Source organism: Methylobacterium fujisawaense, from assembly GCF_039619325.1.
Taxonomy (GTDB): domain Bacteria; phylum Pseudomonadota; class Alphaproteobacteria; order Rhizobiales; family Beijerinckiaceae; genus Methylobacterium; species Methylobacterium fujisawaense.
In genome coordinates this window covers 1,910,193-1,922,836 of record NZ_CP155000.1, presented here as the reverse complement: position 1 = coordinate 1,922,836, position 12,644 = coordinate 1,910,193, and the positions used below count along the sequence as shown (strand labels likewise).

Genomic DNA, 12,644 nt, shown 5'->3' with positions numbered 1-12,644 from the left:
TTCAAACCCGAGTAGGCCGAGCGGACCGCGAGCTAAACTCCCCGTGCTCGCGGATCCAGGGGAGGATCACTGGTCGCCGTCGTGATCGGCCGGACGCACGCCGGCTGCGGTCGCAATGAGAACGGCCTCGGGCAGCGTGCGGACCCCGAGCGCCTCCATGACCCGGGCGCGGTGGATCTCCACCGTGCGCGGGCTCAGGCCCAGCGTCCGGGCGATGGTCTTGTTGGTCCCGCCCGCCAGCAAACCCTCCAGCACCTCGCGCTCGCGCGCTGAGAGCCCTGCGATGCGGCTCCGGCCCTCGTCCCCCCCGCGCGCCCGATCCGCCTCGGCGTGGAGCTCGGCGAGCGCCGTTCTGACCGCGAACAGTACGGTGTCTGGCGACCAGGGGGCTTCGAGGTAATCGACCGCCCCCGCCTTCATGACGCGGACCCCGAAGCCGACATCGCCCCGGCTCTTGCCGACCGCCACCACGGGCAGGTGCGCGCGTGCCGCCTTCAACTCGCTCAGGGCGGCGAGGCCGCTGGTGTCGCCCAGGTCGAACACGACGCAGCCTGGTATAAGAGAGCCCGCCATCGTCAGGAACACCTGACCGTCCGCAAAGGCGCGGACCTCGTAGCCGGCGGCCTGCAGGGTGCCGACGAGGCCGCGCCGGGCGTCATCCTCGGCCGCGACCACGTAGGCCCGCAGGCCGGTGTTGACGGTGACGTCCTGCGCTATCCCGCCCGCGGACCGGATCCGTCCGTCGAGGCCCGGGATCGGGAAGAAGGTGTCGCGGATGCGACGCACCGCTTGGTCGGAGGCGCGTTGGATGCGGTACTCGAGCAAGAGCGTCTCGCCTCCGCCGACGCGCTCGATCGCCTGCGCGGCGGCCTCGCGGTCCTCGGGGTGAACGCTCATGAGCCAGCTCGCGAGGTCCGGCATGTCCTCCGGGCGCATCCCCCAGACCTGCGCGAAGGCCGGGCTGAGGTAGTCGAGCCGCCCACTCTCCAAATCGGCGAGCCAGAGCACGTCGGCCGTATGCGCGGCGAAGCGCCGGAAGCGCTCCTCGCTCTCGCGAAGGGCCGCCTCGGCCTGATGGCGTTCGGTGACTTCGAGGGAGACGGCAAGGCCACCGACAATGGCACCTGTCCCGTCGCGGAGGGCGCTGACGACGTTGCGCACCCACACGGCCGAACCATCCGGACGCAGGTAGCGCTTCTCGATGGTGAAGGATGCGCCGTCTACCATGGCGCGCCGGTAGAGGGCTTCGTTGAACGCCCAGTCGTCCGGGTAAGTCAGCTCCTCCACGGTGCGGCAGAGCAGATCATCGCGCGTGCGCCCCAGGATCTCGCAGTAGCGGTCGTTGACGAAGCTCATCCGATGGCCGCCATCGACGATGACGATGCCAGCCTCAGCTTGCTCGGCCACGGCCCGGAAGCGCTCCTCACTCGCGCGCAGGGCCTCATCCGCGATGCGCCGTTCGATCAGGCCTGCAGCTTGCCGATGCTGCGCGATGATGATCGCTGCGGTCTTGGTCATGGCCGCGGCGAATTCGTGATCGCGGGGCGTGGCCGCACGCGGCTCGCGGAAGTACACGGCGAAGGTGCCAAGGACCCGCCCGACTGCGGTTTGTGTCGGGAACGACCAGACGGCACGGAAGCCGTATTCTTCGGCCAACCAGAGCCATGGCTGCCAGCGTGGCTCCTCCCTCACGTCGACGGTGATGACCGGCTGGCCGGTGAAGACCGCCAGACCGCATGAGAGCGAGTCCGGCCCGACCTTGATGCCATCCGTGACGGCCAGGGCGTAGGGCTCGGGCATGCCTATGACGTGCTGCAGTCCGACGCCGCTTTGATCGGTCAGGTAGAAGGCGGAGCGAAGGTCGCCGCCGGACTGGGAGCAGGCCGTGTCCACGAGGATGCCCAGACACTCTGCGAGCGGCGCACCCTCAATGGCGGCCTGGAAGGCTGCTTGCTGTGCCGACAGCCATGCCGTGTGCTCAACCAGACTACCGAACGCGTGGGCGCCGTTCAGGGCACGTAACACGTTGGCCGACATGTCGCCCGTGGTCATCCCAGGCACCTCAAGCGGACAGCGGCGTGTACCGAGCGCCGGCGCGAGCTGTATGCGCGGAAGCCCCAACGTAGATGATCTTTTTTAGGCCTCCTAAAGCGGACTTGATATAACTTAGGACAGGAACGCTTCGGCATCCTGGTCGGCGTCCAGAAATCCGTCTTGCCAGTTGAAGCTGCGCGTTCTGCTATTTGTGCTGTCGAGCGGCAACGCGCCAAAGGCCAAGTCTAGCAAGCTCGGCTTTGAGAGGCTCTCGCCCGAGCAGCAGCGCCACCGGTTTATCAAAGCCGCGTGGGAGGCTGGTGCCGGCGGGAATGAGGCCGACTTCGATGCCGCGTCGAAGCGGATCGCGAGGCCGAACACAGCAGCACCAGCACGTGAGCCCGGTCAGCTTGACCATAGCGGTGGCCGATCAAATCTTGCCGATACGCAACATTTATCAACGACAGCTAAAGTGGGGTCCGTGTTCAGTGGCCGCAGCCGGATTGAGGAAGCCCACGGGGCATGGGTCAATCCGCGAAAGCCGCTGCTTTAACCGCGAACACCCAGCATCGGGCCACCCCAGCTTTTGGCCGCCGCGAAGGCGCGCCCGAGGCGTTCGCGACACCGCACGGCATGCAGCGGGTAAGCACGTGACGACAATCGTCACGCCTTGCTCGGCCAGGGCGGCGCACAGTTCATGCAGGCAGATCGTGGGCTGCGCCTCGTCGGTCGCGCGGATCAGGTTCGCGTGCGCCTCGATGGCCCGTGGACGCTGATCGCCGCCGCGTGGCCGTGGCGCGACCCGGCCCTCCTGCCGTAGAGCCCGCCCAGCGACTGGCGCGCGACGCACTCGACCCGAAGCGGGTGGCCGCGCTGTGGCAGGACGCTCCCTCCGCCATCGCGGTGACGACGCGCTCACGGAGATCGATCAAGAGGGCTGACGGCATCGAAGCCTCCTGGGCCCATCAACGCCTCACCTATGGCTGAGGAGGACCCGGCCGCCGCGGGCTGGGAGTATCGTCAGCCCTACATCCACAAGGGCGGCCAGCCCCAGAACCAATCCGAAGACCGGCACTTGGACACGCATCGCAAGGCGATTCTTCTCGCCACACCGGAATCCTGACGTGTGAGACGTCCCCACGAATTCCATCCCTTTGAGCGCGGGCGGACAGCCCGACTGCCAGGACGCGCTACGCATGAGGGAGGCTCCGGCCCAACAGGCATCCCGGACTCAAAGCATGGGAAGACGGCGCGGTCGCGGTCCGCGCGGGAACGCAGCATCGAGCCGAGCGATTTCGGCGTCCGTCAGCGCGAGCGCGCCGGCGCCCGCGTTGTCGGCGGCGTGCTCGGGGTTGGACGCCTTGGGGATCGTGAAGGTGGACGGCCGCCGCACCAGGAACCGAAGCGCAACTTGGCGTGCCGTCGCGCCGTGGTTGGCTGCGATACTTTCCAACAGGCGACCGCCTGGCGTGCGCGGGCTCGGGAAGCTGCCATGACCGAAGGGGCTATAGGCGACGACGGCGACGCCGTGCGCCTCGCACCAGGGCTGCACGGCGTGCTCGATCGCGCGCTCCTCCAGATGGTAGAGTACTTGGTTGCAGGCCATCCGGCCCTCGCCCCCGGCTTTCCAGGCGGTCTCGAGCTGGGGTACGTCGAAGTTGCTCACCCCCCAGGAAAGGATCTTGCCCTGCTCGCGAAGCCGCTCGAAGGCGGCGAAGGTGTCCTCGAGCGGGTGCGAACCGGGCCAGTGCAGGAGGTAGCAGTCCAGCCTGTCGGTGCGCAGGCGCGCGAGCGAGCGCTCGCAGGCCGCCACGGTCCCGGCCCGCGAGGCGTTGCTGGGGATGACCTTGGAGACGAGGAAAACCGCATCGCGCCGTTCCGCGATTGCCTCGCCGACCACGATCTCGGCGTCGCCATACATCTCGGCGGTGTCGACATGGGTCATGCCGAGGTCCAGGCCGCGGCGCAGGGCGGCGACCGCGGTGGGCCGGCGCGCGTCGTCGATGTACCACGTTCCCTGGCCGATCACCGCGACCGCGCGCGGCACGGGTCCAAACGGGCGCTGCTCCATGCTCTTCCCTCCTCGCGAAGACGGCGCGTGCTCCACAGCGCCGGGTGTGACGGGCCTGATCACCCCCTGGGCGAAGGGCAGGATGTTCCCCTGGAGAGGCGCGCCGATGGGAGGGGGGATACCGCATCGGCACGCGCACCCTTGCGCCGGGCGGCTCCTACGGCGCGAACACCGCGCGCGTGCAGCCGTCCGTCCTGTGCTTGAACATGTCGTAGCCGCGCGGTCCGTCCGGGAGCGATAAGCCATGGGGTGGCGAAAGAGGCCGGTTTAGGCTCGCCCTTCTGGGCATGCGCGCGCAGCCGGTCCATGTAGGCCTGCCCGGGCTGCTGGGCGGCGCGCACCGTCATATCCTTGCTCATGATGACGCCCTTCGGGACTTTGTCGATCATCCCGTAGACGCCGAGCACCGACAGCGTGCCGCCCTTGCGGTAGGCCATGGCGGCCTCGCGGAGTGCCTGGCCGCGGCCCGTCTCCAGGCGCAGCGCCTGCTTCACGCGATCATAGGCGTATTGGGCGCCGGTGCCGTGCGCCTCCATCCCGACAGCGTCGATGCAGGCATTCGGCCCGCGCCCGCCCGTCATCTCCTTCTGGGCTTCCAGGACGCCGTGCACCTGCGTGTCGTCGATCGTCTCGGATCCGGCGTGCTCCCGCGCGCCCGTCGAAGCGCGATCAGGCTCCCTTTGGTCGCGCGGTCTGCCGTTACCGTATCGATCAGCCATGAGTGCCCCCCTGGATCGGATTGCCGCGACAGGCCGGCTCGCGTGATGGTCAGGCGGCGCGTTGGGATGCGGCGCGACCGGCTCTGAACAGCCTGATCCATGCGCGGTTGGAAAACAGCGGCTGGAGCCCATTGGTTTGACGAGGGGTTTCCCTAGGGAAGTTCCCGGCATTGGCGCGCGTCCGTACGCCCCAGACGTCATCCGCGCGATCATCCACGCTTCGCGAGGCGATCCGACGGCCTCAACCCGGTGGTGGTCACCATCGCCACAGATCGACAGCCTCGCGGGGTCGCGGTTCATCGAGCGGGTGTCAGGAGGCCCAGGGCGGCGTCTGCGGCGTCTGTAGCGATGTCTGGAGCGCTTGTTCGTCCGGGATGTCACGTAGGACGGATCCGGGTACCACACCGGACAGCCGACGCTATCTCGACTTGTCGTGAAACGGAGGCCGAGCGTGACTGCGAACGGCCGGGAGACGTTCGACAAGGCCCCGCGGATAGTGCGCAGCGGCGGCGGACATCCGAGAGTCGGACGTCAATCGAAGCGCCGGCCCGGGGGTCGCGCCCGCGCTCGTGAGCCTTTCGCCGGCGCGGCGCCGTTCGGTGTCCTGCGGAAGAGGACGGATCGAGGGACAGTGTCATGGACCAGCCGAAGCCGAGAGACCTCGTCGGGATGGCTCGATCGGGCGCGGGACGGCCGGGGTATGTCACGGTGAAGGGCGCCCGGGAACACAATCTGCGGGACGTCGACGTGGAGCTGCCGCGCGATGCCCTCGTGGTGTTCACGGGCGTCTCGGGCTCCGGAAAATCCTCGCTGGCCTTCGGGACGCTCTATGCGGAAGCCCAGCGGCGCTACTTCGAGTCGGTCGCCCCCTACGCGCGGCGGATGATCGACCAAGTCGGCGTGCCCGATGTCGACGCCATCGAGGGTCTTCCTCCAGCCGTCGCCCTCCAGCAGCAGCGCGGCACACCCAGCGCCCGCTCCTCGGTCGGCAGCGTCACCACCCTGTCGAGCCTCGTGCGGATGATGTACTCGCGCGCCGGCACCTACCCGCCGGGCCAGCCGATGCTCTACGCGGAGGATTTTTCGCCCAACACGCCCCAGGGCGCCTGCCCGTCCTGCGGCGGGCTCGGGCGGATCTACCGGGCCACGGAAGCCTCCATGGTGCCCGACCCGTCGCTGACGATCCGCGAGCGCGCCGTCGCGGCCTGGCCGCAAGCCTGGGGCGGCCAGAACCTGCGGGACATCCTGGTGAGCCGGGGGGTCGATGTCGACAAACCCTGGAAGGACCTGCCGCGGGCGCTCCGGGACTGGATCCTGTTCACGGACGACCAGCCGCAGGAGCCCGTCTATGCCGGGCTCTCCCCGGAGCAGACGCGCCTCGCCCGCCAGCGCCGCCTGGAGCCGAGCTACATGGGCACGTTCACGAGCGCCCGCCGCCACGTGCTCGGGACCTTCACCAAGTCGCAGAGCGCCCTCATGCGCCGACGGGCGGCGCGCTATCTCGTCAGCGAGGACTGCCCCGCCTGCCACGGCAAGCGCCTGAAGCCCGAGGCGCTCTCGGTCACCTTCGCCGGCCTCGATATCGGCGACCTGTCGCGCATGCCGCTCGCCGACCTCGCCGCGGTGATGCGGCCGGTCGCCGAGAACCGGCTGCCCGATGACGACACCGCCGCCAGCGCCGAGTCCGAGACGCTCGATCGCGAAGCGGGGCGGCGGGATCGGGCTCGGCGTGCCGCCTCCGGGGCGTCGACCCATGCCGGGGCGCCGGACGTGCGTGCGACCCCGAACCTCTCGATCGAGAAGCGGCTCGCCGCCCAGCGCCTCGCCGCCGATCTCATCGACCGAATCGGCACGCTCACGGAGCTGGGCCTCGGCTACCTGTCGCTCGACCGGGTGACCACGACCCTGTCGTCGGGCGAGTTGCAGCGCCTGCGCCTCGCCACCCAGCTCCGCTCGCAGCTCTTCGGCGTGGCCTACGTGCTCGATGAGCCGACGGCGGGGCTGCACCCCGCCGACGGCGACGCCATGCACGACGCGCTGGCCGGGCTGCTCGCCTCGGGCAATTCGCTGTTCGTCGTCGAGCACGACATCGGCACGATGCGCCGGGCCGACTGGCTGGTCGATGTCGGTCCGGCGGCGGGCGAGCACGGGGGCACCGTGCTTTACAGCGGCCCGCCGGAGGGCCTGCGCGCCGTGGAGGCATCGCGCACGCGCCTGCACCTGTTCGGGCTCGCCGAGCCGCCGCTGCGACCGCAGCGCGAGCCCGCGGGATGGCTGCGCCTGGAGGGGATCGTCCGCAACAACCTGCGCGGCGTCTCGGTCGCGTTCCCGCTGGGATGTCTCACCGCGGTCACGGGCATCTCGGGCTCCGGCAAGTCGAGCCTCGTCAGCCAAGCCCTGCTGGACCTCGTCGGCGACCGCCTCGGCCGGCCGATCGACACGGACGACGAGCCGGAGGATCCCCTCGACGCGGCGCCGGGTCCGACCGAAGGGCGCATCGTCGGCGACATGGACGGGATCCGGCGTCTGGTCCAGGTCGATCAGAAACCGATCGGGCGCACGCCCCGCTCGAACCTCGCGACCTACACGGGCCTGTTCGACGGCGTCCGCAAACTGTTCGCCGCCACCCCCGAGGCACGCCGGCGCCGCTACGACGCCGGCCGCTTTTCGTTCAACGTCGCGAAGGGCCGCTGCCCGGCCTGCGAGGGCGAGGGTTTCGTCAGCGTCGAACTCCTGTTCATGCCGAGCGTCTACGCCCCCTGCCCGACCTGCCACGGGTCCCGCTACGCGCCGGAGACGCTGGCGGTCACCTGGAACGGGTTGACCATCGCGGACGTGCTCGGGCTGACCGTCGAGCGCGCCTGCGAAGCCTTCGGGGACGAGCCCGCCGTGCTGCGGCCGCTCCTCGTGCTGCGGGATCTCGGCCTCGGCTACCTGCGCCTGGGCCAGCCGGCGACCGAACTCTCCGGCGGGGAAGCGCAGCGCATCAAGCTCGCCACCGAGCTGCAGCGCGGGCAGCGCGGGGGCACGCTCTACGTCCTCGACGAGCCGACGACTGGGTTGCACCCGACCGACGTGGATCGCCTCATGCTCCAGCTCAACGGCTTGGTCGATGCGGGCAACACGGTCGTCCTGGTCGAACACGACATGCGCGTCGTGGCGGGGGCCGATCACGTCATTGACGTGGGGCCCGGCGCCGGAAGCCTGGGTGGCACGATCGTGGCGGCGGGCCGCCCCGAGGTGGTGGCCCGGGCGCCGGCAAGCCGCACGGCGCCGTATCTGCGGGAGGAGCTTGAGGCCGATGCCGGCGGGAGCTGGCAGCCCCGAAATCCCTGATGGACCCGTGGATCCGGATTCTGCGCCCCATCGGAACCGGAAGACGATACCCGCATCCAGGACGACTGACCCAGACCAGCCCCGGAGAATGACCATGAAGATCCTGATGGTGCTGACCTCCCACGACCGGCTCGGCGACACCGGCCGCAAGACCGGCTTCTGGCTGGAGGAACTCGCCGCGCCCTACTACGTGTTCAAGGATGCCGGCGCGGAGATGGTCCTCGTCTCGCCGAAGGGCGGGCGTCCGCCGCTCGATCCCAAGAGCAGCGAGCCGGACTTCCAGACCGACCTGACCCGGCGCTTCAAGGCGGACCCTGAGGCCAACGCCGCCCTGTCGAACACAGGCCGGCTCGACGGCGTCACCCACGCGGGCTTCGACGCGGTGTTCTATCCCGGCGGGCATGGTCCCCTGTGGGATCTCGCCGAGGACCCCGCCTCGATCCGGCTGATCGAGACGACGCTCCGGGCCGGCAAGCCGGTCGCCCTCGTCTGCCACGCCCCCGGCGTCCTGCGTCATGCCAAGGCGCCCGACGGCCAGCCGCTCGTCGCCGGCAAGGCCGTCACCGGCTTCACGAACACCGAGGAGGAGGCCGTGGGCCTGACCGCGGTGGTCCCCTTCCTCGTCGAGGACGAGCTCAAGCGGAAGGGCGGCGTGTTCTCCAGGGCCGGCGACTGGGAGCCCTACGTGGTCGGGGACGGGTTGCTGATCACCGGTCAGAACCCGGCCTCGTCCAGACTGGCAGCCGAGCGCCTCAAAGCGTCTCTCGACGATCGATGACCGGCGGGGGCGAAGGCCTGCCGCACTGGCTGCGGAGCCCCTCGACGCTGGCGTCGAGAAGCTGAACACTCCGATCTCAACCCCCTTGGCCAGCGTGGGCGCCCTGGGCTCTGGCCCATCACTTCCCGTGATGGCCCAATGCCCAGACATACGCCGCGACGGCCTTCAGGTCGGTCTGGGACAGCTCGACGCCACCCATGGGCGGCATCGCGTTCTGGTGCTCCTTGGGCTCGGGAACGCCATTCGCAATCGTGTTCTCGATGCCCGCCAGGCTGCCGTCGCTCCAGAGCCAGTGGCCGCTGGTGAGATCGGCCCCGACCGGCGAGCCCCGGCCGTCCGAACCGTGGCAGCCGCCGCACGTCGCGTCGGCCACTTCCCCGTGGAAGATCCGGTCGCCGAGCGCGACCTGCTCGCGCGTCGCGCCCTTCGGCACCGGCAGCGCCGAGACCGTGCGGCCGGCATCCGGGTGCAGGCCCTCCGGCGGGGCTGCGTCCGTGGACGCGGTGGCGACGTTCTGCGGGCTCGGCGCGGCCGCGACAGCCGCGTTCGGATCACCGCCCGTATAGGTGACGCGCCAGATGCGGCCCTTCACGTCGTCGGAGATGTAGAGCGCCCCGTCCGGTCCGACCGCGAGGCCGGACGGCCGGTACTCGGCCCGGCCCGGCTCCTTCACGGGTCCGGCGAATCCGTCGGCGAAGACCACGAAGTCGCCCGCGGCCTTGCCGTCCTTGAACGGTTGGAAGACGACGCTGTAGCCGCCCTGCGGGCCGGGCGCGCGGTTCCAGGAGCCGTGGAAGGCGATGAAGGCGCCGTCGCGATAGGCTTGCGGGAAGGCCGTTTCGGTCCCGGATCCGACGTAGAACTTCATGTCGTTGGGCGCCCAGTGCGCCGGGAACCACGCCACCGGCCCCTGCCGGTCGGCGCAGAGCCCGACCGTGTGGCCGCCGTCGCCGCCATATTCGGGAGCCAGCACCAGCTTCTCCTGCGCCGGGTCGAAGTAGCATTCCGGCCAGCCGAAATCGGCGCCCGGCTTCAGCTCGACGACCTCCTCGGAGGGCAGCTCGAAGCCCTGCTTGGCCGTGTAGAGCTTCGGCCAGTCCTCGTGGAGCTGGTCGCGCCCGTGCTGGGTCGAGAAGATCCGGCCCTGCGCATCGAGCGCGAGACCCTCGCCGTTGCGGATGCCGGCCGCATACCGCTCGGCGGGCGAGAACGTCTGATCGCGCCCCTTCGCGTCGTAGCGCCAGATGCCGCCGCGGGTCTCCTTCTCCGTACAGGGCTCGCGGCCGATCGAACCCGGAACGCGGTTCTTCACTTCGCAGGCATTCGTCGCCGAGCCGAGATCGACGAGAAGATCGCCCTTCGGCGTGATCGCGAAGGGGTGCATCGGGTGGTCGCCCGTCACCGGCAAGCCGGAGACGACGACTTCGCCTACAGCCCTGGGCGCCACCTCGCCCGTCCTCAGCGGGTAGCGCAGGATGCGGTCGTTGATCTCGGCGTAGACCGCCCCCTGGAACAGAGCCAATCCTGTACCGCCATGGCCGCCCTCGGCGGGGCTCTCGCCGAAGCGCTCCGTTACGTCTGCCTTGCCGTCGCCATCGGTGTCCTTGAGGGCGACCAGGAAGCCGCCCGGCGGGGGCGTGGCGTTCTTGTAGTACACGCCGCTCCACGTGTTGACGTAGAGCGTGCCGTCCGCCGCCACGGCCATCTGCCGGGCATGGCCAATCCCGTCGGCGTAGATCGTGGCGCAGAAGCCGGCCGGCAGGCTCAGGCCGCCCGTGCCGCCGTTACAGGTCGAGTCGGCGGCCCGTGCGGGCCGAGCGGCCGGCCAGGCGGCGAGAAGGACGGCTGTCGCGACGCCGGCGGACAGGACGAGGGTCGACGAATGGATCCGACGCATGGTGTCCTCTGGGGGCGCTGTCACAAACCACGGCTGCATGATCTGGGCGAATAGGGGCGCGGCGCTCACCGGCCAGGATCGGCGACCGCACGCGGCAGAACCTATCACGGGGCGGTCAGCGGCACCGCCAGGACGCGGAACGGAAGTGCGGGCTTGGTCCCCTTCCGCGCCGGCTCGGTGATGACGGCGAGCTGCCCGACCGTCATGAAGACCGTCGCACCGACCTTGGCGGCGCTGGTGACGCCGCCGGCGATGCCGTCCCGCAGGACCTCCACCTGGGCCGTATCGCCGGAGACGGTCATGCGGTCGAGCCGGCCGCCGCCCTCGGCCAGGAGGAAGGAGCCGTCGCCGAGCGGTCGCAGGCCGTCCGTGAGCACCAGCGGACGTGAGGGCGTCAGCGGCGTCACTGCGCCGGCCTGCCCGTCCTTCACGGCGATCCGGAACAGCTTGGCCTTGGTGAAGGTGTCGACGTAGAGGTTGCCGTCGGTGCCGAAGGCGATGCCGTCGAGCCCAGCGTCCTGGCCCTCGGGCGCCAGAAGCGGATCGGTCTTCCAGACCTCCAGCGTCTGCGCGCCGGGCTTCAACCGCAGGATCTGCGGTCCCAGCGTGTTGGTCACGTAGGCCGCCCCGTCCGGTCCGAGCGCGATGTCGTTGCAGATGGCCGGGCTGACGGGGAACGGCGCGCTGATCTTGCCGGCGCCGGTCTTCAGGTCGAAGCCCTTCAGCGAAGCGCCTTTCACGTCGCTGGGTCCCGGGATGCCGAGTGCCGAGAGATCGTTCGAGCAGACCCAGAGCGTGCCCGACGCCTCGTCGGCGAGCACGCCGAAGGTCGAGCGCGTCTCGAACGCGCCGGGCGCGATCCAGACCTTACCCGAGGATGCGCCCGGCTCGATCCGGGTGACGCCGCCGCCCGCGAAGTTACTGACGTAGAGGGTGCCATCCGCGGTGGCCGTGATGCTTTCGGGATACGCGGCCTCCCCGGGCAGGGCGATCTCGCGCGTGTCCCGGGGGGCGGCCCGCACAACCGTTGCGGCTCCGACAGCCGCGAGGATGAGAAATCCGGTCAGCGCGACGCTGACGCCCCGGCGTGGCACGCCTCCGAACGGCCGGACACAGACCTCGGCTTGCCTCATCGCAGATCTCCGGTCGGCCGCAGAGAAGGGCGATAGCCCTGGAGCGATCGCGTGCGTTCATCGCGGCTCACGCGGGCCGAACGCCCCCGCGCGCATCTGCGAACAGCGCGATCACCGCCCGATTGAACGCCGGTAAGTCATCGGGCTTGCGGCTGGTGACCAAGTTGCCGTCCACGACCACCGGCTCATCCATCCAATCGGCCCCTGCATTCCGGAGATCGGTCTGGAGCGACGGCCAGGAGGTCATACGTCGCCCGCGCGCCGCGCCCGCCTCGATGACGGTCCAGGGGCCGTGACAGATCGAGGCGACGGGCTTGCCCGAGTCGAAGAAGCTTTTCGCGAACGCTACGGCCGCGGGGATGGTGCGCAGCGTGTCGGGATTGATCACGCCGCCCGGAAGCAGCAGCGCGCTGTAGTCATCGGGGCGAGCGCTGTTCAGCGGCACGTCCACCGGGAATTGATCGCCCCATTCCGTGAAGTTCCAGGCCTTCACCGCGCCGTCCTTCGGTGACACGATCTGCGTCTCGGCCCCAGCCTGATCGAGCGCTTTGCGCGGCTCGGTCATCTCGACTTGCTCGAAACCATCCGTGATCAGGATCGCGACCTTCAGGCCGTTGAGGGGATGGGAAGCCATGGTTGTTCCTCGGTCGGAGTGGGGATGCGTTCAGCCTGATGC

10 protein-coding genes are annotated in these 12,644 nt (G+C 69.8%); 4 read left to right on the top strand and 6 right to left on the bottom strand.

The genetic code is table 11. The annotated features are described in order from the left end of the window. Positions 1-66: 66 nt before the first annotated feature. Positions 67-2,052 carry a PAS domain S-box protein gene (locus ABC766_RS09210; protein WP_345821945.1) on the bottom strand — a complete coding sequence of 662 codons (1,986 nt, stop codon included), beginning with the start codon at positions 2,050-2,052 and terminating at the stop codon, positions 67-69. Between the two features lie 679 nt (positions 2,053-2,731). Here ABC766_RS09210 and ABC766_RS09205 point away from each other — a divergent pair. Both ABC766_RS09205 and ABC766_RS09200 read left to right on the top strand, forming a co-directional pair. Further along, positions 2,732-2,854 (top strand): hypothetical protein, encoded by a 123-nt coding sequence (locus tag ABC766_RS09205; RefSeq protein ID WP_345821943.1) that lies wholly within the window; start codon positions 2,732-2,734, stop codon positions 2,852-2,854. A gap of 159 nt (positions 2,855-3,013) precedes the next feature. Next, positions 3,014-3,157: a hypothetical protein gene (locus ABC766_RS09200; protein ID WP_345821941.1), complete on the top strand. Its 144-nt coding sequence runs from the start codon at positions 3,014-3,016 to the stop codon at positions 3,155-3,157. Between the two features lie 108 nt (positions 3,158-3,265). Here the strand turns inward: ABC766_RS09200 and ABC766_RS09195 are convergent, their stop codons facing one another. After that, positions 3,266-4,105, bottom strand: a complete 840-nt coding sequence (locus ABC766_RS09195) for an aldo/keto reductase (RefSeq protein WP_345821939.1) — start codon at positions 4,103-4,105, stop codon at positions 3,266-3,268. A gap of 59 nt (positions 4,106-4,164) precedes the next feature. Next, the gene (locus ABC766_RS09190; protein WP_345821937.1) at positions 4,165-4,824 is read right to left on the bottom strand and encodes a hypothetical protein; all 660 of its coding nucleotides are present in this window, start codon (positions 4,822-4,824) and stop codon (positions 4,165-4,167) included. A gap of 636 nt (positions 4,825-5,460) precedes the next feature. On the opposite strand from ABC766_RS09190, the gene ABC766_RS09185 reads away from it, so the two are divergent. After that, a complete protein-coding gene (locus ABC766_RS09185) occupies positions 5,461-8,160 on the top strand; it encodes an excinuclease ABC subunit UvrA (protein WP_345821935.1) in 2,700 nt (899 codons plus the stop codon). Between the two features lie 94 nt (positions 8,161-8,254). After that, positions 8,255-8,938: a type 1 glutamine amidotransferase domain-containing protein gene (locus tag ABC766_RS09180; RefSeq protein ID WP_345821933.1), complete on the top strand. Its 684-nt coding sequence runs from the start codon at positions 8,255-8,257 to the stop codon at positions 8,936-8,938. Positions 8,939-9,056: 118 nt separating this feature from the next. On the opposite strand, the gene ABC766_RS09175 is transcribed toward ABC766_RS09180, so the two are convergent. The 3 genes from ABC766_RS09175 to ABC766_RS09165 form a co-directional block, all read right to left on the bottom strand. After that, positions 9,057-10,835, bottom strand: coding sequence for a c-type cytochrome (locus ABC766_RS09175; RefSeq protein WP_345821932.1), 1,779 nt, complete (start codon positions 10,833-10,835; stop codon positions 9,057-9,059). Between the two features lie 104 nt (positions 10,836-10,939). Further along, positions 10,940-11,968 carry a hypothetical protein gene (locus ABC766_RS09170; RefSeq protein ID WP_345821931.1) on the bottom strand — a complete coding sequence of 343 codons (1,029 nt, stop codon included), beginning with the start codon at positions 11,966-11,968 and terminating at the stop codon, positions 10,940-10,942. Positions 11,969-12,035: 67 nt separating this feature from the next. After that, the gene (locus tag ABC766_RS09165; RefSeq protein ID WP_345821930.1) at positions 12,036-12,602 is read right to left on the bottom strand and encodes a type 1 glutamine amidotransferase domain-containing protein; all 567 of its coding nucleotides are present in this window, start codon (positions 12,600-12,602) and stop codon (positions 12,036-12,038) included. Positions 12,603-12,644 lie beyond the last annotated feature (42 nt).

Excerpts from the sequence above, each read along its gene's own strand:
- ABC766_RS09210 (WP_345821945.1), bottom strand. The coding sequence starts at position 2,052 with ATGACCACGGGCGACATGTCGGCCAACGTGTTACGTGCCCTGAACGGC.
- ABC766_RS09205 (WP_345821943.1), top strand. The coding sequence starts at position 2,732 with ATGCAGGCAGATCGTGGGCTGCGCCTCGTCGGTCGCGCGGATCAGGTT.
- ABC766_RS09200 (WP_345821941.1), top strand. The coding sequence starts at position 3,014 with ATGGCTGAGGAGGACCCGGCCGCCGCGGGCTGGGAGTATCGTCAGCCC.
- ABC766_RS09195 (WP_345821939.1), bottom strand. The coding sequence starts at position 4,105 with ATGGAGCAGCGCCCGTTTGGACCCGTGCCGCGCGCGGTCGCGGTGATC.
- ABC766_RS09190 (WP_345821937.1), bottom strand. The coding sequence starts at position 4,824 with ATGGCTGATCGATACGGTAACGGCAGACCGCGCGACCAAAGGGAGCCT.
- ABC766_RS09185 (WP_345821935.1), top strand. The coding sequence starts at position 5,461 with ATGGACCAGCCGAAGCCGAGAGACCTCGTCGGGATGGCTCGATCGGGC.
- ABC766_RS09180 (WP_345821933.1), top strand. The coding sequence starts at position 8,255 with ATGAAGATCCTGATGGTGCTGACCTCCCACGACCGGCTCGGCGACACC.
- ABC766_RS09175 (WP_345821932.1), bottom strand. The coding sequence starts at position 10,835 with ATGCGTCGGATCCATTCGTCGACCCTCGTCCTGTCCGCCGGCGTCGCG.
- ABC766_RS09170 (WP_345821931.1), bottom strand. The coding sequence starts at position 11,968 with ATGAGGCAAGCCGAGGTCTGTGTCCGGCCGTTCGGAGGCGTGCCACGC.
- ABC766_RS09165 (WP_345821930.1), bottom strand. The coding sequence starts at position 12,602 with ATGGCTTCCCATCCCCTCAACGGCCTGAAGGTCGCGATCCTGATCACG.